This window comes from Winogradskyella sp. HaHa_3_26, assembly GCF_019278425.1.
GTDB lineage: Bacteria > Bacteroidota > Bacteroidia > Flavobacteriales > Flavobacteriaceae > Winogradskyella > Winogradskyella undariae.
On the sequence record NZ_CP058981.1, the window covers coordinates 2,934,776 to 2,955,400 of the forward strand.

21 protein-coding genes and 1 pseudogene are annotated in these 20,625 nt (G+C 29.9%); 8 read left to right on the forward strand and 14 right to left on the reverse strand.

The window, feature by feature from the left end:
• Positions 1 to 76 precede the first annotated feature (76 nt).
• The gene (locus H0I32_RS12635) at positions 77 to 967 is read left to right on the forward strand and encodes an ATP-grasp fold amidoligase family protein (protein ID WP_173588040.1); all 891 of its coding nucleotides are present in this window, start codon (positions 77 to 79) and stop codon (positions 965 to 967) included.
• Here H0I32_RS12635 and H0I32_RS12640 read toward each other — a convergent pair.
• The 5 genes and pseudogenes from H0I32_RS12640 to H0I32_RS12660 form a co-directional block, all read right to left on the reverse strand.
• The gene (locus H0I32_RS12640; protein WP_173588212.1) at positions 951 to 1,184 is read right to left on the reverse strand and encodes a glycosyltransferase; all 234 of its coding nucleotides are present in this window, start codon (positions 1,182 to 1,184) and stop codon (positions 951 to 953) included. The genes H0I32_RS12635 and H0I32_RS12640 overlap by 17 nt on opposite strands.
• A 23-nt stretch (positions 1,185 to 1,207) precedes the next feature.
• A pseudogene (locus tag H0I32_RS12645) lies at positions 1,208 to 1,372 on the reverse strand (glycosyltransferase); the annotation flags it as partial.
• A gap of 289 nt (positions 1,373 to 1,661) precedes the next feature.
• Positions 1,662 to 2,837: a glycosyltransferase family 4 protein gene (locus H0I32_RS12650; protein ID WP_179313781.1), complete on the reverse strand. Its 1,176-nt coding sequence runs from the start codon at positions 2,835 to 2,837 to the stop codon at positions 1,662 to 1,664.
• Positions 2,838 to 2,840: 3 nt separating this feature from the next.
• A complete protein-coding gene (locus tag H0I32_RS12655) occupies positions 2,841 to 3,947 on the reverse strand; it encodes a glycosyltransferase family 4 protein (RefSeq protein WP_218747074.1) in 1,107 nt (368 codons plus the stop codon).
• A 55-nt stretch (positions 3,948 to 4,002) separates the two neighbouring features.
• Positions 4,003 to 4,854 carry a glycosyltransferase gene (locus H0I32_RS12660; RefSeq protein ID WP_179313783.1) on the reverse strand — a complete coding sequence of 284 codons (852 nt, stop codon included), beginning with the start codon at positions 4,852 to 4,854 and terminating at the stop codon, positions 4,003 to 4,005.
• A gap of 104 nt (positions 4,855 to 4,958) precedes the next feature.
• Between H0I32_RS12660 and H0I32_RS12665 the strand changes: the two genes are divergently transcribed.
• The gene (locus H0I32_RS12665; RefSeq protein WP_246293604.1) at positions 4,959 to 5,762 is read left to right on the forward strand and encodes a lipopolysaccharide kinase InaA family protein; all 804 of its coding nucleotides are present in this window, start codon (positions 4,959 to 4,961) and stop codon (positions 5,760 to 5,762) included.
• Here the strand turns inward: H0I32_RS12665 and H0I32_RS12670 are convergent.
• A complete protein-coding gene (locus H0I32_RS12670) occupies positions 5,759 to 6,517 on the reverse strand; it encodes a glycosyltransferase family 2 protein (RefSeq protein WP_179313784.1) in 759 nt (252 codons plus the stop codon). The two genes, H0I32_RS12665 and H0I32_RS12670, sit on opposite strands and share 4 nt — an antisense overlap.
• 40 nt (positions 6,518 to 6,557) lie before the next feature.
• On the opposite strand from H0I32_RS12670, the gene H0I32_RS12675 reads away from it, so the two are divergent.
• Complete coding sequence (locus H0I32_RS12675) at positions 6,558 to 7,382, forward strand: glycosyltransferase family 2 protein (RefSeq protein WP_179313785.1); 825 nt, start codon at positions 6,558 to 6,560, stop codon at positions 7,380 to 7,382.
• 3 nt (positions 7,383 to 7,385) lie between these two features.
• Positions 7,386 to 8,207, forward strand: a complete 822-nt coding sequence (locus H0I32_RS12680; protein WP_179313786.1) for a glycosyltransferase family 2 protein — start codon at positions 7,386 to 7,388, stop codon at positions 8,205 to 8,207.
• Here H0I32_RS12680 and H0I32_RS12685 read toward each other — a convergent pair.
• Positions 8,204 to 9,271, reverse strand: coding sequence for a glycosyltransferase family 9 protein (locus H0I32_RS12685; RefSeq protein WP_179313787.1), 1,068 nt, complete (start codon positions 9,269 to 9,271; stop codon positions 8,204 to 8,206). The two genes, H0I32_RS12680 and H0I32_RS12685, sit on opposite strands and share 4 nt — an antisense overlap.
• Positions 9,272 to 9,355: 84 nt before the next feature.
• Complete coding sequence (locus H0I32_RS12690; RefSeq protein WP_173588049.1) at positions 9,356 to 10,171, reverse strand: 2,3,4,5-tetrahydropyridine-2,6-dicarboxylate N-succinyltransferase; 816 nt, start codon at positions 10,169 to 10,171, stop codon at positions 9,356 to 9,358.
• A gap of 228 nt (positions 10,172 to 10,399) precedes the next feature.
• Here H0I32_RS12690 and ruvX point away from each other — a divergent pair, with 228 nt between their 5' ends.
• The 4 genes from ruvX to mazG all read left to right on the forward strand — a co-directional run bounded on the left by ruvX (position 10,400) and on the right by mazG (position 12,773).
• Positions 10,400 to 10,813: a Holliday junction resolvase RuvX gene (ruvX, locus tag H0I32_RS12695; protein WP_179313788.1), complete on the forward strand. Its 414-nt coding sequence runs from the start codon at positions 10,400 to 10,402 to the stop codon at positions 10,811 to 10,813.
• A 154-nt stretch (positions 10,814 to 10,967) separates the two neighbouring features.
• Positions 10,968 to 11,558 (forward strand): peptide deformylase, encoded by a 591-nt coding sequence (def, locus tag H0I32_RS12700; RefSeq protein ID WP_179313789.1) that lies wholly within the window; start codon positions 10,968 to 10,970, stop codon positions 11,556 to 11,558.
• 10 nt (positions 11,559 to 11,568) lie between these two features.
• Positions 11,569 to 11,997, forward strand: coding sequence for a DUF5606 domain-containing protein (locus tag H0I32_RS12705; protein ID WP_173588052.1), 429 nt, complete (start codon positions 11,569 to 11,571; stop codon positions 11,995 to 11,997).
• Between the two features lie 2 nt (positions 11,998 to 11,999).
• Positions 12,000 to 12,773 (forward strand): nucleoside triphosphate pyrophosphohydrolase, encoded by a 774-nt coding sequence (mazG, locus tag H0I32_RS12710; protein WP_173588053.1) that lies wholly within the window; start codon positions 12,000 to 12,002, stop codon positions 12,771 to 12,773.
• A 437-nt stretch (positions 12,774 to 13,210) separates the two neighbouring features.
• On the opposite strand, the gene H0I32_RS12715 is transcribed toward mazG, so the two are convergent.
• The 6 genes from H0I32_RS12715 to H0I32_RS12740 all read right to left on the reverse strand — a co-directional run bounded on the left by H0I32_RS12715 (position 13,211) and on the right by H0I32_RS12740 (position 20,474).
• Entirely contained in the window at positions 13,211 to 14,086 is an 876-nt protein-coding gene (locus H0I32_RS12715) for a T9SS type A sorting domain-containing protein (RefSeq protein ID WP_179313790.1), read from the reverse strand.
• Positions 14,087 to 14,236: 150 nt separating this feature from the next.
• Positions 14,237 to 16,222 carry a DUF349 domain-containing protein gene (locus H0I32_RS12720; RefSeq protein WP_179313791.1) on the reverse strand — a complete coding sequence of 662 codons (1,986 nt, stop codon included), beginning with the start codon at positions 16,220 to 16,222 and terminating at the stop codon, positions 14,237 to 14,239.
• Between the two features lie 82 nt (positions 16,223 to 16,304).
• Positions 16,305 to 17,069: a shikimate dehydrogenase family protein gene (locus H0I32_RS12725; protein ID WP_179313792.1), complete on the reverse strand. Its 765-nt coding sequence runs from the start codon at positions 17,067 to 17,069 to the stop codon at positions 16,305 to 16,307.
• On the reverse strand, positions 17,035 to 18,057 hold the full coding sequence (locus H0I32_RS12730; protein ID WP_179313793.1) for a DUF368 domain-containing protein: 1,023 nt from the start codon (positions 18,055 to 18,057) through the stop codon (positions 17,035 to 17,037). The genes H0I32_RS12725 and H0I32_RS12730 overlap by 35 nt, the downstream gene beginning before the upstream one ends.
• Positions 18,057 to 19,025, reverse strand: coding sequence for a DUF368 domain-containing protein (locus tag H0I32_RS12735; protein ID WP_173588058.1), 969 nt, complete (start codon positions 19,023 to 19,025; stop codon positions 18,057 to 18,059). Before H0I32_RS12735 ends, H0I32_RS12730 begins: the two co-directional genes overlap by 1 nt.
• Before the next feature lie 42 nt (positions 19,026 to 19,067).
• A complete protein-coding gene (locus H0I32_RS12740; protein ID WP_173588059.1) occupies positions 19,068 to 20,474 on the reverse strand; it encodes a tetratricopeptide repeat protein in 1,407 nt (468 codons plus the stop codon).
• Positions 20,475 to 20,625: the final 151 nt, after the last annotated feature.

Below are 20,625 nucleotides of genomic sequence, written 5' to 3' on the forward strand. Positions count from 1 at the left end.
TTGTTAAGTTTTTTTGTGTAAAAAAATCGGATTAAAAGCTTTAATTGATACATTTACACGATTAATTATTTGTTATATGAACTTCATCAAGCGGAAATATTATCAATTATTTTCGAAATATTTAAAGAATAAACCTAATTCTGATATTTCGTATATAAAAGCACAATATTATCTAAAAAACGAAAAACGTTTAGATTTAGATAATCCAACTGAGTTTGTGGAGAAGTTACAATGGCTAAATCAGAATTTATATAATGAAGATTATAAGGATTTTGTAGATAAATATGAAGTAAGAAAATATGTTGAGCAGAAAATAGGTAAAGGCTTTTTAGTCGATTTTATTGACGTCTTTGATACTGTTGAAGCTATTGATTTTGATGCTTTACCAAATCAATTCGCGTTAAAAGGAACTCATGGTTCGGGCTATAATGTTATTGTAAGTGATAAGAGTACTATTAATGTTAATGAGGTAAAATGTAGATTGAAAAAATATATGCAATCTAATTACTACAATAAGTATAAAGAGCGTATCTATAAAAAAGTTAAACCAAGAATTTTAGCTGAACATTATTTAGATCAAACCGATAGTGAAAATATAATTGATTATAAATTTTATTGTATTCACGGAGATCCGAAATATATATTAGTTAGAACCTTAACAAGTGATGGGTATAAGAAATGTGTTTATGATTTAAATTGGAATAAATTAGAAAACACAAAAGAATCTAAAGGTTTTTTTTGTAAAGATTTACCCAAGCCTGATAATTTTGAAGAACTTGTTACTATAGCAAAAAAGTTAGCTGAAGAATTTATTTTTGTTAGAGTCGATTTATATTCAATTAGTGGTAAAATCTATTTTGGAGAACTTACTTTTTTTCCAACAGGAGCTTTAAAACGTTTGTCAGTAGAAAAATTAAACAAAGAGCTTGGAGACTTAATACAATTACCTATTAAAGTTGGTGTTTAGATAACTCATTAAACATCTTTTTAGCAATAACCGATTTGGTAAAATTATCTAAAAGATATTGGTAACCATTGGTTGTTAACTTCTCTTGAAGTGCTTTATCATTCATTAATAACGTTACTTTAGAAGCAAAATCTTTAGGGTTACCAACTTTTGCTAAAAGACCGGTTTCACCATCTACAATAACTTCAGATATTCCTCCTGCATCAGCAGCAACAATAGGAACTTTACAAGCATAAGATTCTAATAATACACCACCTCACCTGTAGGTTCATTATTAGAAGTGAACAGAAATAGATCTAATTCAGGTGAAATTTCAGGAACATCACGCCTAAAACCCGTAAAGATAATGTGATCTGTTAAGCCTTTTTCTTCAACATAATTTTTGATATCTTGTTCCATACTCCCTTTTCCAACTAGTTTGTCCTATAGTTTCTGCGCCACCAAGAACTAGAAATCTTGAAGATGAAACGATAGTGTTTAATTTATTGCCGTAGTTCTTTAAATCGTACTCAAATAATTTATTTTATCTATAAGATTTAAAACGTTATTTTTTATTTGATTCTCGTTCATTTAAAGCTAAAATAATACATGCGTTTATACAATGTAGAAAACGGTAATGGTCGTCTTTATTCGTTAAGGCTATAAAGATAGAATAAAGTTGACGTCATTTATAATCAATATTTTAGAATTAGATTTATTGTTTTCTAATAATTTTTTTATAATAAGCTAATGTATCACTTGTCATTTTATCTTGAGTGAAATGAGTAAGCACTTTTTTACGTGCTTGTTTTTCTAAAGTTCTATAATCTTCAGGATTTTTAAATACTTTTAAAATTAGATTTTTAAAATCTTCATTATTTTTCGCAATAAAGCCATCTATGCCATCATTTATAATTTCTGCAGCAACAGGAATATTGGATACAATGGTTACTTTTTCTAAAGCCATAGCTTCTACAATTGTAAAACCAAAAGTTTCTCCTTTAGATGGAACAGCAATAATTGAAGCTTCAGATAATTTTTTTGGAATTTTAGAAAAAGAAATATGGTTGAAATATGTGGTGTTTTTTAATGCTTGTTCTGAAAACACTTCTGTTTTTAAAAATTCCCAGTATTTTTCACCTCTACCTATAAGGTGTAATTTAGCTTTAGGTTCATCTATGATTACTGAATTGAAAACCTCTACTAAATCTTTTACTCCTTTTGCTTCAGATAATGTACCAATATAAAATATCGATTTCGGAATTTTTTTTACTGTTGCATCAGGTGAAAATATAGTTGTATTGACGCCATTAGGAATAACGATATCCACATCCACATCATAATAATTTTTTATAAATTCCTTTGAAAAATGGCTGTTTGCAACGATGTATGGTGTTGCTAAAAGTGCTTTTTTTTCCATGGTAATTTTTAATTCTTCTTTACCTTTGTTTAGATAATGATGCCAAAACCCTCTTGAACCATGAAATCGCGTTACTAATGGAATACTATTATCCCAATAAGCTGTATAACCATTAAATGTAAAGGACTGAATGATGTCAATATTATTTTTTAAAGCATAAAATTTTAACTTTTTAGCCAAGTATTTACGCTCTTTCGCTAACCAGTATTCAGTAATTTGAGGAAATCCTAATCGTGAACTTAAAGAACGTATAAGTTCGGCTAAAGGATTGGCCTTAAAATATTGTTTAAAAAATTTAATCTTTATACCGTTATCATTAATATTATGTTTTTTTTTAGAAAACCCATAAATATATACCTCATGTCCATTTGCAATCAATTCATGAGATACAGTTTTAAAAAATGTGCCAACACCACCATTTGGCGGTAATTTGGGGTGAGAATATTCATTTGTAAAAAAAAGGATACGCATGTTTTATTTTATCTCATGTTTTGTTAACTCATAAAACATCTTTTTAGCAATAACGGATTTGGTAAAATTATCTAAAAGATATTGGTAACCATTGGTTGTTAACTTCTCTTGAAGTGCTTTATCATTCATTAATAAGGTTACTTTAGAAGCAAAATCTTTAGGTGTACCAACTTCTGCTAAAAGACCGGTTTCACCATCTACAATAACTTCAGATATTCCTCCTGCATCAGCAGCAACAATAGGAACTTTACAAGCATAAGATTCTAATAATACACCACCTGTAGGTTCATTATTAGAAGTGAATAGAAATAAATCTAATTCAGGTAAAATTTCAGGAACATCGCGCCTAAAACCAGTAAAGATAATGTGCTCTGTTAAGCCTTTTTCTTCAACATAATTTTTGATGTCTTGTTCCATACTCCCTTTTCCAACTAAGATGTATTTAGCTTTAAAGTTATTTTCTTTTACTAAAATTTCAACAGTATCAACCCAAGTATAGTGATCTTTAAAACCTGTGAATTCAGCAATGTTTCCAATTAATTTATAATCTTCAGGAATATTAAATTCCTTATGTAACATTCCCGTAGGTGCTTGTTTCTGAAACTTATTAATATCAGTAACACTACCAATAACAGACAGTCTGCTATGATCTTTAACTGCAAATTTTAAGGATTCTACAACAGGCTGAGATACGCAAATAATTTTTTTAATGCCTTTGTAATTGTATTTCCATTTTCTAAAAAAGTTAGTGTCTACACGTTTTATAAGTGTACGACAAAGGACTAAAGGTACTTTCATACCGTAGATAAAATGAGAAAGTACAGCTAACGTATGTGCCTTGCTACTATGAATAAATACTACAGTTGCTCTTTTTTCTTTTGCTAATTTTTTAAATTCTTTAGCATAAGACAAACTGTATTCCGATTTATATTCAAACGGAATAACTTGCATTCCTTTCTCAGTTGCAATACGATATAATTCAGAATCGATAGGACAAACAATCCATTGATCTTCTACATGTCCTTCAGCTTTAAAAGCTTCATATAAATAGATGATTTTTTGTTCGTGTCCACGCCAACCATTAGAGGCTGTAAATTGTATTAATCGCATTAAAGATAAGGTTTGATTGTAGTAATTGATTACTGTAAAAATAAGGATTATAAGCTTACTTAATCTTATATAAGCCTACTGCTTTTTTTAATTTCTTACTCATTAAGACGTAATTAACGTAAAGCTTGTTTTTAAAACTTAAGTAGCGCCATTCTTTATGAGGAATAATGTTTTCTGAAACTTTTGTGTTAATTTCATCAGAAACAATAAAGTCGGTTTTTATATCCTCCCAACTTACATTGTCGTAACCATCAAATTCGTTTACTTTATTTTTTTCGTGAATAATAGACATCCATAAACGTTGATTTGCAATTTCTATACGTCTCGATTCTTTTTTCCACATGTTATGGTCGCTGAACCAAACGGTTTTTGGTGTCTCATTTTTTTCAATCAGACTAATAAAAGGGTTAAAAATATGTTCTTTCTTACCTAACATGATGTCTGGTGAAACTTGAAGAGAATAACCTTTTAATATGTCAATAGCCATAAAATCTTGTGATTTAAACTGCTGTTGAATGGTTGAGATATAATCCTTGTGAATACAGTCGTCATTATCAATTCGAGATGTAATAATATAAGGAGTATTTTTACTGTCGTCGGTTATATATGATTTTATAGACGAATGAAAAGCATCCATTCCGTCAATATAAAAAGCCTTAAAATGTGGATAAGGTTTTAAAAGTGCTTCAATTTCAGTCTTAAAATCAGCATCTGTTGTGGCGTCAAAAAAAAGTAACCATTTAAAATTGGTATTGGTTTGACTAGCAACTGAAGGAAGACAAAAATTACTAAATAATCCAATTCTATGCGTCATCCATTCACGTGTTAATAACGTTTCGTTATTCTTAGTGACATCCCAATTTTTATTTTTGAGATTAAAACGAGTGATGAGATAGTGTTTAAACATTGAAAATTATTAAGTGTGGACAAATTTACAGAAATATTTGGAAGTCTTTCGGCTATAATTGAAGCGGCTTTTAATCTTTCGTCCAAAGAATTAAATACCTACTTTTGCAGCCTAAGATTACTATTGTTTATTATATGTCTGTAACCGTAAAAATTCAAGATAATTCAACATTAACGAAAGAACAGTTAATGCATGCCATCGAAAACTTTGACCAACAAGGTGAAATGATTGGTAATGGTTACCGAAATGTTATAAAAATATTGACGATTGGCGGTGAACGTTATAATATTAAGGAGTTTAAGGTGCCTAACTTGGTAAATAAAATTGTTTATCGTTTTTTTAGAAAAAGTAAAGCCGAACGTTCTTTTTTATACGCACAGCGCTTACTTAAAGCAGGGATTTTAACACCAATGCCAGAGGCTTTTGTAGAGTATAAGTCTGCTTTTACCTTTGGGAGTAGTTATTATATTAGCAAACAGTTAGAATACGATTTTACAATTAGAAAGCTTGTAGATGATCCAACATGTGATGATTACGATAATATTCTAAGAAAGTTTACACAGTTTACTTATAGCTTGCATGAAAACGGAATTCATTTCTTAGACCATTCGCCAGGTAATACGCTAATTAAAAAAGAAGGTGATGATTATAAATTTTATTTGGTAGATCTTAACCGAATGGATTTTAAAACTTTAAGTTATGATGAGCGTTTAGCTAATTTTGCACGTTTATCACCTAAAGATTATATGCTTGAAGTTTTAAGTGATGAATATGCCAAACTTATTGGTAAACCTCACGATGAAGTTAAAGAACGCATGTTGTTTTTCTCTCAAAAATTTTCACTAAGCTTTAAAAAGAAAGAAGCTTTTAAGAGAAAGTATTTTTTCTGGAGAAAGAAAAAACATTAAGATTTTTTATTCAACTCGCGTAATTTTGCATACTTCAAAAAGCGAATATGAGCAGTTTGTACAGAAATATAGAAACCATTAAAGCCATCTAAAAAGCCTAGTTTTATTACATAAGATTGAAAAAAGGCCCAAGTCGGATTTACAATAATTTTAAAAAGTGATGATTTTTTTCCTTTATCGTAATAAGCTTGAGCAGAAATTGATGTAAATTTTTCAATTTGTTGATTGTGCTCAGAATACGACTGATAATTACGGTGTAAAATGTCGCCTTTTAATTTTCCTACTTTCGAATCTTTAGAGTTCAGGTTAACCGTCTCATGTATTTTATGACCAGACCAAGACGCTTTTGTTTTATCAAAAACACGTAATTTTTTTTCAGGATACCAAGTGGTGTGCTTAATCCATTGTCCACAAAAATTATTAAAACGATTGGCGTAATAGCCATCAAATTTCCAATTAGATTTTAGGTTTATAATCGATTTCTGAAGCATTTCTGATAAGGCCTCATCTCCATCTAAAGCTACCACGTGATTATATGTTGTTTGTGATAAGGCAAAATTCTTTTGTTCTGTATAGCCTAAAAATTTTTGCTCAATAAAAGTGACATTATACTTTTCGCAAATACTTTTAGTTTTATCGGTAGAAAAAGAATCTACAACTATTATTTCATCAACAACATTAGCCAGAGATTTTAAACATTTTTCAATATTTAATTCTTCGTTAAATGTAATTATAACTCCAGATAGTTTAAGCATACTTGTGTTTTTACAGTTGTAAAAATAGTATTTTTGCGCTATGCAATCTAATACTAAAGCCTCTGTAATTATAAGTACGTACAATAAACCAAATTGGTTAGCAATGGTGCTTTATAGTTATAGCTTACAAACGGTAACTGATTTTGAAATTGTTATTGCAGATGATGGATCAGATGAAAGAACTAAAACCATAATTGACCAATTTTCTTCAGAAACAGAATTAAAAGTGATTCATGTTTGGCATAAAGACGAAGGTTTTCAGAAAACTAAAATTCTGAATAAAGCTATTATGGCTTCAAATTCAGATTATCTCATTTTTACTGATGGCGATTGTATTGCAAGACAAGATTTTGTAGAAACACATTTGCGTTTACGTAAAAAAAACAGAGCACTTTCTGGTGGCTATTTTAAGTTGGTAGAAAGTGTTACAGAATTAATGAGTAAAAGCGTTATTTCTAAACAAGATTGTTTTAATAAGTCTTGGCTTCTAAAAGTCGGTCAGCCCAAAAGTTTTAAGCTTAATAAGCTAACCAAATCAAATCAAAAAGCTATTTTTTTAAATACAATTACACCAACAAAGGCAACTTTTGATGGTATGAATACGTCTTGTTACAAAACCGATATTTTAAAGGTGAATGGTTTTGATGAACGAATGGAATATGGCGGATTAGATAGGGAAGTAGGGGAGCGCATGATGAACAATGGTGTTAAATTTAAACAAGTACGTTATAGTTGTATTTGCGTACATTTGCATCACGATAGACCTTATAAAAATGAAAAAGCTTTAGCTTTAAATCAGCAAATAAGGAAAGAAACAAAACAGAATAAAGCAACCTATACCAATTTTGGTATAATAAAAGCATAGACAATGGCACTACCTAAAATAACAGTGATTATTGCAACCTATAATAAAATAGATTGGTTAGAGAAAGTTCTATACGGTTATAGTGTACAGACTTATAAAGATTTTGATATTATTATTGCAGACGATGGTTCTACCAATGAAACCAAAGTTCTTATTGATAAATTTAAAGAAAATTACCCTGTAAATATTACACATGCTTGGCATGAAGATAAAGGATATAGACGTCAAAAAATATTAAATGAAGCCATTGTTATGGCTAAAAATGAATATATTTTATTTACAGATGGCGATTGCATTCCGCGTGAAGATTTTGTAGAAACACATGCTAAGTTTGCAGAAAAAGGTTATTTCTTATCTGGCGGGTATTGTAAACTTAATATGGATTTAAGTGAAACTATTTCTGAAGATGATATTACATCTCACAATTGTTTTGATGTAAAATGGTTAAAATCTAAAGGAGAATTAGGAAGTAAAAACACGTTAAAATTATCTGTAAAAGATGGTTTAGCTAGTTTTTTAGATGTCGTTACACCAACAGGAGCAACGTTTAATAACTGTAATTCTTCTGCATGGAAAGCAGATTTAATTGCTATTAATGGTTACGATGAGCGTATGCAATATGGTGGGCCAGATAGAGAATTAGGAGAACGCTTAGTTAATTTTGGAATGAAGACGAAGCAAATTCGTTATAAGGCAATCGTTTTACATTTAGACCACGCAAGAGGTTATAAAACTCAAGAATCTTTAGATAGAAACTTAGCGATTAGAGCTAAAGTGAAAAAAGAAAACTTAAAATGGACAGAGTTTGGAATTAAGAAAGCCTAATTCAATAGTTTTAAAAATTCTTTTAAATCACTTTCAAAATAAGAAGGTTTAAAATCTAAATATAATTCTGAAGCTTTTGATTTTAAAATTTTTGGGTGTTTAATATTTTGATAAGGCGCTTTATTAAAATCTTTAAGATGGGCAGAAACATGTTTTTGCCCATCATCAAACATATTCCAAGCTTCTTTTTTAATCCAAGGAGAAAATATAGTAAATGTTGGTATATATAATGCTTTTGCCATATTAATTGCGCCACCTTCATTTCCTATTAAAGCATCGCAGTAAGATGTAATTGCTAAAAAGCTTCTTAAACTTTTTCCGAAAACGTTAAAATAAACTTTCTTCTTAGTTTTTGCTGTGCATAAATCTAAAATGGCTTTAGCATCAGCTTCTTGTTTAGGAATGTAATTAAATAAAATTTGACTATCAGGTTGCTCTAAAACAATCTGATCTATCACTTTTGCCATGTATTCAAAAGGAAAGGTTTTGTTACTTCCGCTACCTAAAACGCCAATCATAAATAATGGCTTCTCTAAATCTATATTATTAGATTCTAAAAATAGTTTAGCCTCATTTTTTTCATTCTCTGTAAGATATATTTTTGGCCTTACAATTTTTAAAGGATCAATATCTAGAGGGGTTAGTAGTTGTAAACGATTTTCAATCGCTAAACCCGCATTGGTGTCAGCTTTTAATTTATGTTTAAAAGTGTGATTGTAGATTAAGGATTTTTGACCTTTATCAATTGATATTTTAGTTTTAGCTTTAGATAAAAAAGTGATTAGTTTACTCGATAATTTGATGTAAACATCAATAACAACATCAAAACTTTCTTTGTTTAAATCTTTAGCAAATTTGAAAAGTTTTAATTTACTCTTTTCATGCTCTGGAGTAAAAAAATGAAAGTAATCAACAAAGGGATTATTTTCAACTACAGGAAATGTATGTGAATTAATCACATAATGTAATTCTGAATTTGGATATTTCTGTTTAATGGCTTCAAACAAAATACTTGTCGCCAAAACATCACCAATCATTTTCTGTTGAATAACTAAAATTTTCATACTTAAAGTTAAAAAAAATCCAACTGTAAATCAATTTGTCACAGTTGGATTATTATATTTTTTCAATTTATAGAAAGTAACGTATTATACAGCTACATCATATTCACGTAAAGCATCGTTTAAAGAGGTTTTTTTATTCGTACTTTCTTTACGTTTACCTATAATTAGTGCACAAGGTACTTGAAATTCGCCTGCGGCAAACTTTTTAGTATAACTACCAGGGATCACTACAGAACGTGCAGGTACAACACCTTTAGTTTCTACAGGTTTGTCTCCTGTAACATCTATAATTTTAGTACTCATTGTTAAAACAACATTAGCACCTAAAACAGCTTCTTTTTCTACGCGTACGCCTTCAACAACAATACAACGAGAACCAATAAATGCACCATCTTCAATAATTACAGGAGCAGCTTGTAATGGTTCTAAAACACCACCAATACCAACACCTCCAGAAAGATGTACGTTTTTACCAATTTGTGCACAACTACCAACGGTTGCCCATGTATCTACCATAGTTCCTTCATCTACATAAGCACCAATATTTACATAACTTGGCATTAAAATAGTACCAGCAGAAATGTAAGCACCATGTCTTGCTACTGCATTTGGTACAACTCTAATTCCTTTTTCTGCATAACCAGTTTTTAGAGGAATTTTATCGTGATATTCAAAAATACCAACTTCAAAAGTTTCCATTTTCTGAATTGGGAAATATAATACTACGGCTTTTTTTACCCATTCATTAACTTGCCAACCATCTTCAGTAGGTTCTGCAACACGTAAAGTACCAGCATCAACTAAATCTACAACACTTCTAATAGCGTTAATAGTTTCTTCATTTGTTAAAAGTGAACGATCGTCCCAAGCATTTTCTATTATAGTTTGTAGTTGTTTCATAAGTTTTCAATTTTTTTTTAGGAACCAAAGATACTTTTATAATAACTGAAGCTAAAATTCTTTAAGAAAAAAATGTGACTTGTCAGAAAATGCAGTGTCTTAATAATAGGTTATGGATATGATTTATTTTTAGAGGGATAAAATCATTACATTAATTTAGTTAAATTGATTGTTTAAAAACGCTTCTTTATTATAAAGAAGCGTTTTTTATTATCTTATCTTTGTATTATGGGAAGAATATTAGCCATAGATTATGGTACAAAACGAACGGGATTAGCTGTTACAGATGAAATGCAAATTATTGCATCTGGCCTTACTACAGTAGATACAAAGCAATTGCTAGAGTATTTAAAAAAATATGTTTCAACTGAAAATGTTGAAAAGATTGTTGTAGGCTTACCAAAACAAATGGATAATACAGCTTCAGAAAGTGAAGTTTATATTCAAAAATTCTTAAAACTTTTATTAAAAGAAATTCCTCAAATCCCCGTAGATCGTGTTGATGAACGCTTTACTTCAAAAATGGCTTTTCAGACGATGATTGATAGTGGATTAAAGAAAAAACAACGAAAAAATAAAGCTTTGGTTGATGAGATTAGTGCAACACTTATTTTACAAAGTTATCTTTCTAGTGTTCAGTAATTATAGAACTGATATTTTTTAATTTATAAATTACGATTTAAAACATAGAGCTTTAAATTTTAGCTTTTTACATGAAAAGCTTTAGAATTTAGTTTTTGAAATTTCGAATATTATCACAGAATTTGGTACTTTTGCACCCGAAAATAATAGAATTATGATTTTACCTATCGTAGCCTACGGCGATGCTGTTTTAAAGAAAGAGGCTAAAGAAATTGATAAAGATTATCCAAAAGTACAAGGACTAATCGAAAATATGTACGAAACAATGTATGGTGCATATGGTGTTGGTTTAGCTGCACCTCAAATAGGTTTAGCAATTCGTTTATTTGTAATAGACGCAAGTCCTTTTGCAGATGATGAGGATCTTTCTGAAAAAGAGAGTGAACAAATGAAAAACTTCAAAAAAACATTTATTAACGCTCAAATTTTAGAAGAAGAAGGTGATGAATGGGCTTTTAATGAAGGTTGTTTAAGTATTCCGGATGTAAGAGAAGATGTTTTTAGAAAGCCGAAAATTAAAATTCAATATCAAGATGAGAACTTTGAAACTCATGTTGAAGAATATGATGGTTTAATTGCTCGTGTAATTCAGCATGAATATGACCATATTGAAGGTATTCTGTTTACAGATAAATTATCTTCATTTAAAAAACGATTAATAAAAGGAAAGCTTACCAATATTTCAAAAGGTAAGATTAAAATAGATTACAGAATGCGTTTTCCTGCTATGAGTAAAAAACGCTAATAAAATATATATGAGCTTAGACAAAATTTTATCAATATCAGGTAAACCTGGTTTATACCAAATTGTAGCACAGACAAGATCTGGTGCCATTGTAGAATCTTTAGTAGATAAAAAACGTATCACAGTTGGTGCGCACAGTAATATTAGTATTCTTAGCGAAATCGCTATTTATACATTAGCAGAAGAAGTGCCATTAAGAGAAGTCCTTAAAAAAATTAAGGAAAAAGAAAATGGTGAGCCAACTTCTATTAGTCATAAAGATGGTAAAGATGCTTTAGAAGAATTTTTCTTTGAAGTTTTACCAGATTATGATGAAGACCGTGTATATCCTTCAGATATTAAGAAGGTTATTCAATGGTATAATTTACTTCAAAAAAATGAGCTTTTAGGAGCACTTGAAGAAGAGAAAAAAGAAAAAGATACTTCAGAAGAAGAATAAAAATGTCTGACAAAACAGCCCAATTAAAAGCCTTTGAACGTTTGTTAATTATCATGGATGAGTTGCGTGAGCAATGTCCGTGGGATAAAAAACAAACGATGGAAACCTTACGTCATCTTACTATTGAAGAAGTTTACGAACTTGGTGACGCTATTTTAGATAATGATTTAGAAGAGGTTAAAAAGGAATTGGGAGATGTTTTACTACATATTGTTTTTTATTCTAAAATAGGAAGTGAAACTAATACTTTTAATATCGCAGATGTTTGTAATAGCATCTGCGATAAACTTATAAGTCGCCATCCACATATTTATGGAGATGTTGTTGTTAAAGATGAAGCTGAAGTAAAGCGTAATTGGGAACAACTGAAGTTAAAAGAAGGAAAAACTAGTGTTTTAGAAGGTGTGCCAAGAAGTTTACCAGCAATGGTAAAAGCAAGTCGTATACAAGAAAAAGTTGCGGGTGTTGGCTTTGATTGGGAAGAAACTGAACAAGTTTATGCTAAAGTAGAGGAGGAGCTTGAAGAGTTAAAAGTTGAAGTAGAAAAAGGTGATCAAGACGCTATTGAAAGCGAGTTTGGTGACGTTATGTTCTCTATGATTAATTATGCACGCTTCCTTAATATTAGTCCTGAAAACGCTTTAGAACGCACAAATAAAAAATTTATAAAACGCTTTAAATATCTTGAAACTAAAGCGAAGTCTCTAGATAAATCTTTAAAAGATATGACACTTTCTGAAATGGATGTGTTTTGGGAAGAGGCAAAATTACTTTAATAATTTATTTTTATCATTCTTGATAAAGGAGTAATCTACTCACTTACAATATGCTTATTATTTAATACGTAAACTGTCTGTCATTTTTTTTGATGTGACTTTCTACCTGTTTACTTGCTTTAATATATATCTAGAATCACTTATAATTTAGATGTAGTTAATTACTGTTTTTTGTTGATTTGTTAAAGTTATCATAAAGCGAAAAACGAAACATCCAAAAGTATTTGCTGACCGTAATTACTATATATAAAAACATAACCTGTTTTTGTATTCTTAGTAGGAAGTCTTAATTATTATTTAGCGGTTATAATTAAGATTAAAATTTAGTTTAGTTAGGGCAAAACCCATCTGTTGAATCAGATGGGTTTTGATATTTGACATCTTAGTATACGGGTTTTCATCTATCGCTAAAAAGATAGCAGCATAGGTAATAGCTACTAATTTTTTATAATTTTTTTTCTTAAGATATTTCCGTTATCATTTTTGATTTCAACAATATAATTGCCATTCGTGAGATCTTGAATATGTATTTCTTGATTTAATTTTGAGTCCCCTGTTTTTACAGTTCTTCCTAAAGCATCTATAATGTTGTATGAAATTGCTTCAGTTACGTTTTCATTACTAATTACTGTAATGGTATTATTACTAGGGTTTGGATATAGTTTTAATTGAGAGCTAATCGCTATATCTTTTGTGCTTAGCGTTTCACTATCAGCCATAATATTATCTATATCTAATATAGCATCAATAGGGTCAGATTCCCAGGCTGGGACATCATTATGTAATATTCTCATTTCTTCTACTCCTTGACTACCACTACCAAATGTAACTGCATAATTAAAGGGGTCTGAAAGTGCTGTAATGTTATCTTCAAGTATAGAAAAGGAAATTCGTTTCCATCCTTCGTTTGGTAAAACAGCTATGGCATTAGTAGTACTGCATCTATAAGTAAGGCCATAATCGGTTTGAAAAGCTAGCCTTAAAAAGATAACTGTACTACCAGAATTTCTTACATCCATCGATATATATTTGATACGACCAGAAAGATTACCTTGGTAGTAATCACCTTTCCATTGCGCATTGTTTTTAGTCATTAATTCAAGATCTTCTCCAGAACCACTAGAAGTAATTCTTAAAAAATTATCTTCTTCTCCAGATGGACCTCCGTTATAAATATTTTCATTTGGAATTGAATTTGTTTTAGTCCAATTGCTCATAGTATAATCTTCAAAGTCATCAACTTGATCTAAGATAACTTGTGAAACTACGATAGTAGGTAGGCATAATAGTAAAAAGGGTAAAATTTTCCTCATAATATATAGATGTTTAAATTGATTATAGGCTACATGTTATTATGTAAATAAAAAGGAGCTGATTGATTTATTGTTTAGCACAAGAGATTCATGCTTATGACAAAAGGAGTTGTCATAAGCATGAATCTCTTGTAGAGTTTTATAGAAATTTTAATTATACATTCCGCGAACTTTAGTCAGTTTTGCTTTCCAAGTTTCTAGTTCAGTTTTATGCTTTTCTATATTCTTATGAACGTCTTTAACTAAAGGGTTATCTGATTTTACATTAGAGAAAAACTGTAAGTTATTTTCTAATTGATTAATTTCAGATTTGATTTCGTCAATACGCTTTTTAATAAAGTTATATTCGTTATCTAATAACCTAGTATCTTCAGGATCAGCTAAATTTTCAAGTTTGCTTTCAAACTTAATCATTTCAACTTTAGATTTTTCCATCTTCACTTTATCAAAAGCATCATCTATGGCTTTGTAAAATTTACCATCAATATAGCGTTTGTTTTGTGGTACATATCCAACCTCTTTCCACTCAGCAATTTTTTCTTGTAATGCTTTAATATCTGCTTTAGGATCTTCAGTTGGTTCTAATGTTTTTAGTTGATCTAAAAGTTTTACTTTTTTATCAAATGCATCAAATAAATGTTGATCTTTTGCTTTACGCTCTGTATGCATTTTATCAAAATAATGGTTACAAGCTTTTTTAAACTGTTTCCATATTTTATCACTGTCACGTCTAGGAACATGTCCTATTGTTTTCCATTCATCTTGAATTTTCTTCATCAATGGAGTTACAGTTGCAAAATCGTCATTATCTTTATTGTCTTCTGCAATTTGAATTAAAGCTTTCTTCTTTTTAAGATTATCAAATTGATCTTTCTTTAAATCTTTATAGAAACTATTTTTACCTCTATTAAAAGTTCTTACAGCTCCTTTAAATTTAGACCATGTACTTTCATTAACTTTTAAAGGCACTTTTCCTGCTTTAAAGAAAGCATCTCTTAAAGCTTCGATTTCTTTAATATTACTTTGCCATGCGCTATGAGAATTAACTTTCTTTTCTGCAATGGCATTTATTTTAGCAATGATTTCTTCTTTGTGCTCAAGATTTTTTTCATGAGCTTTATCCATGTCTACAAAATAAGCCTGACGCTTATCGTGTATGGCTTTAGTAGCTTTACTAAAACGCTCCCAAATTTCTTCTCTATGCTCTTTTCCTACTGGTCCAAGTTCTTCTTTCCAAAGCTTGTGTAATACTTGTAATTCTCTAAAAGAACGATTCGTATTTTCGTCTTCAGCTAATTCTTCAGCACGTTCTATGATTTTTAATTTCTGATCATAGTTATGCTTAAAATCCATATCTCTCAAATCATTATTGAGGTGTAAAAAGTCGTAAAAACGTTCTACGTGATGGTGATAAGTATTCCAGGCATTATTGTATTTATCTCTAGGAATTGGTCCTGCTGTTCTCCATTTTTCTTGAAGTTCTTTGAAGTTTTTATAGGTAGTACCCATATTTTCTTCAACACTAAGTAAACCTTTAATATCTTCAATAATTTGTAGTCTATTGTCAAGGTTTTGTTGAAGATTTTGCTCGCGTTCCTTGTAATAAGAATTAATAGCTTGCTTATAATCTTTGTATAGCGTATTAAATTGCTTTTTAGTGTCGTTTGTATAGTAGAAGTCTATTTCGTTTCCACCTTCTTCAATAAATTCTTCTTTTTTCTCTTCTAGAAGTTCACTGAATTTAGAATTAAACTCACTTTTTATTTCATTGATATGTTTAGATATCGTCTGAACTTTATGTTTTTCTAACAGTCTGCTAGTCTCAGCGACTAGTTCATCCATTGACATGGCATGATAATCTTTTTCTTCAACTTCATGACGCTCTGCATTAGATTCGTCTTCGGCATCTTCGGCATTTGAAGCTTCTATTTCATCAACTGAGTCATCCTTAATAACTTCAGGAGTAGTTTCTGCTTCGACTTCTTCATTGATAACTTCAGCAGTATCTATAACTTCTGTTTTTTCAGTTTCAGAAACGACTTCTGTTTTTATTTCAGTTTGTACTTTTGGCGTAGATTCAGTTGATTCTACTTCTTTTTTTCCATCTGCTTCTTGCAGGTTATCATTCTCAGACATGTGTCAAATTATTTAATATATAAGTTGTTAAAGATACTAACTAGTAGCCTAATTACAAAGGAAATGCCTAGTTGGTTATATTTTATGATTTATTCCAGATTTCCCAAGATTTTTCTGCTTGTAACCTTAGCATTTCAGCCCCATTTATAGTGATTGCATTTTTTGATTTTCCATGAGCTAAAAATTTGGTTAGCACCGGATTATATATAAGATCATATAAAATATGTTTTTTAGTAATAGCGTCGCAAGGAATGTTTGGACAGTCCTTAATATTAGGGAAAGTACCAATGGGTGTACAATTAATTATAATCGTATGCTTAGCTATAATGGCATCATTTAGATCAGAATACGTATAAGTAACACCTTCTTTTTTGGAACGAGAGACATAATCATATTTGATTTTTAATTTTTTTAGCGCATAAGCTATAGCTTTAGATGCACCACCTGTACCTAAAATAAGTGCTCGTTTATGATGTTTTTTTAGATGTGGTTTTAAAGAATTTTTAAAACCATAATAATCGGTGTTATAACCAACTAATTTATTTTTACCTGTGATTTTAATTGTGTTTACAGCTCCAATTTTTCTTGCACGTTTGTTTAGACTATCAAGCATTGGGATTACTTCTTCCTTATAGGGAATGGTAACGTTGATCCCTTTTATATTTGATGTGTCTTTAAGAATATCATTAAGTTCTTCGATTTTTTGTAAATCGAAGTTGACATAAGTGTGTGGTAATTTTTCTTTTTCAAATTTTTTAGCAAAATATCCTCTCGAAAATGAGTATGAAATATCTCGCCCTAAAAGACCAAATTTATGCTTTACGTTGTTGTCTTGTGTTTTTTCCATACCATTCTAATCCTAAAACTATAAAGATTCCTAAGGCAATATAAGCAATTGCTATATAAGTTTGACTGTTGAATTCAGGTAAAAAACGATGGTAATTAGTAATGATGTGTCTTCCAGCAGAATCTAAGACTAGAGATCCGTCAATTTGTGTTTTGTAAATTGTTTCTTTCCAAGGCCAAACAACACCAAGAGATCCTATTATGAAACCCATTATGGTTGCAAGCGTAATAAATTTATAATGTTTTAAAATGTAATTTAATATATGAGAAAAAGTGACTAAGCCTACAACAGAACCTAATGTAAATACCGCTAAAACTTTTAACATTCTTATGCGGACAACATCATTTACAAATTCAAAATTCCATCTAAAAATATCGAACATCGTATCGTAAAGTGCATTTACAGAATCCACTAATAATAAAACATAATTTCCTAAAAGAATTAATATAAATGAACCTGAAAAACCAGGTAAAGTCATACCTGATACGCTTATAATACCACAGAAAAACACAAAAAAGAGATTGTCATTTTCTGTTGCGGGATCTAAAAAACTAACACTTACTCCTGCTATAACACCAAGTGTTAGGGATAGTATTGTTGTTTTGTTCCACTCTTTAAAATCTTTACTTAAATAGTATATTGAACCTAAGATCATTCCAAAAAAAGTACTCCAAACATACAGTTCGTAATGTGCAATAAGGTAATCTAGTAGTTTAGAAACACTAAAATAGCTTACAATCATTCCTAAGAAGAGTAAGCTTAAAAATTTACCATTTATATATTGATAGAAACTTTTAAATCTAAGATTTATTAAAAGTAATAAAGCATTTTTATTTACACGTTGTAATGAGTAAATGAACTCTTCGTAGAAACCTGAAACAAAAGCAACAACTCCGCCAGAAACACCAGGGACTTTATTTGCAGCACCCATGGCCAAACCTTTAATGACCAAAAATATGCGATCTATAAGGGTTCTTGTACTTTGCATTACACGTTATTTTTTTGTTTTCCTAAACTTTCTAAGATAAGAATTACAGCAAAACCAATAACAATAAAAACAGCAGCCATTAAAAGTTCGTTTTCTCCAGAATAAGATGTTGGTAATATACTTCTATCTAATAAGGTAACGACTTCTCCTTCAGAGTTAATTCTTGTTTTTAAGACTTCTTTCCAGGGCCAAATTTTATTTAAAGACCCTATCATAAATCCGGTTAATATTGCTAAAGTTAGATTCTTATGATGTTTAAACATCCAGTTTAAAGCTTTTGAGAATATTTTAAGTCCAAAAATAGCTCCGATTGCTAAAAGTAAAAAGTTTAAAAATGCATCTTTAAAAAGTTCCATATTACCCGTTAATAATCCATCTCTTAAATTATTAATGGTATCAATAGCTGTTTGGTAAGCACCTAAAATTAATAGAATAAAAGCTCCTGAAACTCCAGGTAATATCATTGCTATAATAGCTATAAAACCACAGAATAAAAGATAAAAAGGACTATCTGGTGAAGCAAAGGGTTCTGCTAACGTTATATAAAAAGAAAGAATAGAGGTTATTATTATAGCTATTACTAACTTAATAGACCAACCTTTTATTTGTTTTGCAATGTATAGAATACTGGCTAATACAAGTCCAAAAAAGAAGGACCAAAGTAATATTGGTTCGTTATGTAGTAACCATTTTATTAGTTTCGCTAAGGATAAAATACTGATTGCTATACCAGAAAAAAGAGCAATTAAGAAATTACCATTAAAAGAATTCCATGCGGTTTTAAATCCTTCTTTCTTCCAGATTTTTAGAACACTAAAATTTACTTTGTCAATACTTTCAATAAGTTCTTCGTAAATACCAGAGATAAAAGCTATTGTTCCTCCTGAAACACCTGGAACAACATCGGCAGCTCCCATAGCAATACCTTTTAAAGTAATGGCTAAATAATCTAAAAATCTTCTTTGCATTCGGTTATAAAATATCAGATGCTAAGGTAAGATTATTTTCTTTTAGTTAGAAGTCTTTTTAGCTTCTGTAATTATTGCTTTGATAAGAGGCTTTTCTGTAAGTTGTGGAAATAATTCAGAAATAATAAAGTTATAATCAATATTAAGACGTGTTGCATTTTTTAGGTGGAAACGTCCTTCTTCTGATTGGTGAGTTGAAAAATATAATCCAGCTAAACGGTATTCTACTTCAGCATTTTCTGGGTAGAATTCAGACGCTTGAATTAAATTAAAAATAGCGGCTTCGTATTCACCCAAAGTCGTTAAAACATCAGATCTATTTAGCCATGTATCAAGTTCAAAATTTCCTAAATCTAACGCTTTTTTATAGCCGCGTTCTGCTTCTTCAAGAAAATTTAAACGTTTATTTACAGTTGCATATAGTTTCCAGAAAATTACATTTTCTCCATCAATTATTACCGCTTTATTAATGTAATATAAAGCTTTTTGATAATTGAGTTGCTTCATGTAAAATTTAGTAATAGCAATCCAACCTTTGTCTAGTAAAACGTCTTCACTTATTGTTTTCTTAAAGAACTGTATCGCAAATTCTTCATGTTTAAGTTTCGCATAACAATGACCAATGCGTAATAAGGCAAAAGAGGTAGGGTCGTCTAAGGCTAATGTTATTTTGTAATTTTCAATAGCTTCTTCATACTTTTTTAGCTTTTCTAAAACCTTTCCTTTTTCAATATATGCACCTACAAAAGTATCGTCTGATATAATTGCAAAATCAAAAGCAGAATTAGCTTTAGCGTATTCTTTTATTGTAAAATATTGTCTTCCTAATTGATGCCATGCAACTTCGCAATAAGGGTTTATATCTAAATATGAATTTAAATATTCTATAGCTTCAGAATTCTGGTCTAAGAAATCATAACAATACACAATATTATGAAGCGCAGCATAATCTGTAGTATCACTTTCTAAACATTTTTGAAAAAAGACTATGGCATTTTCAAATTGTTCTAAAAACAAATATTCCATACCAACTAATGCATATAAATCAGCATCATCTTCTGGTGAATTAGAAAGATCTATAGCAATAAGTAAAGTGTTAATGGCTTTTTGATGTTGATCTTGTTTAGATAAAACGTTAGCCTTTTGAATAAAAATTTCTTCGTTGTTAGGTTCTAAATTATGTAGCCCATCTAAAAGATCATCAGCTTGCTGAAATTTATTTTCTAAAATATAAATTTCAACTTTAAATAATTTAAGATTAACAGAGCTTGGGTGTTGTTCTAAACCTAATTTTATAGCGCGTTTAGCCAATGCAATCTTACCGTTTTCTAGGTAATGATGTATGATGTTTTCGAACTCATTCGAGTCAAAGAACAAAATATTATTTGTCTTTAACATCGATTCAAATCGAGTAAGTGAAAAGTTTTCGTCTTCTTGACTGTATTGCATAAATATTTAATAATTCGCTGTAATAAAAATACAGTTATACTTTAAGTTACATCATTTTTTTAACGAATGTTCTTAACAAAATAATTAACATTGTAAAAACACTTGATGTATAGTGAGTTAAAGTATTGTTTTTAGCTGTGTAATGTGACTA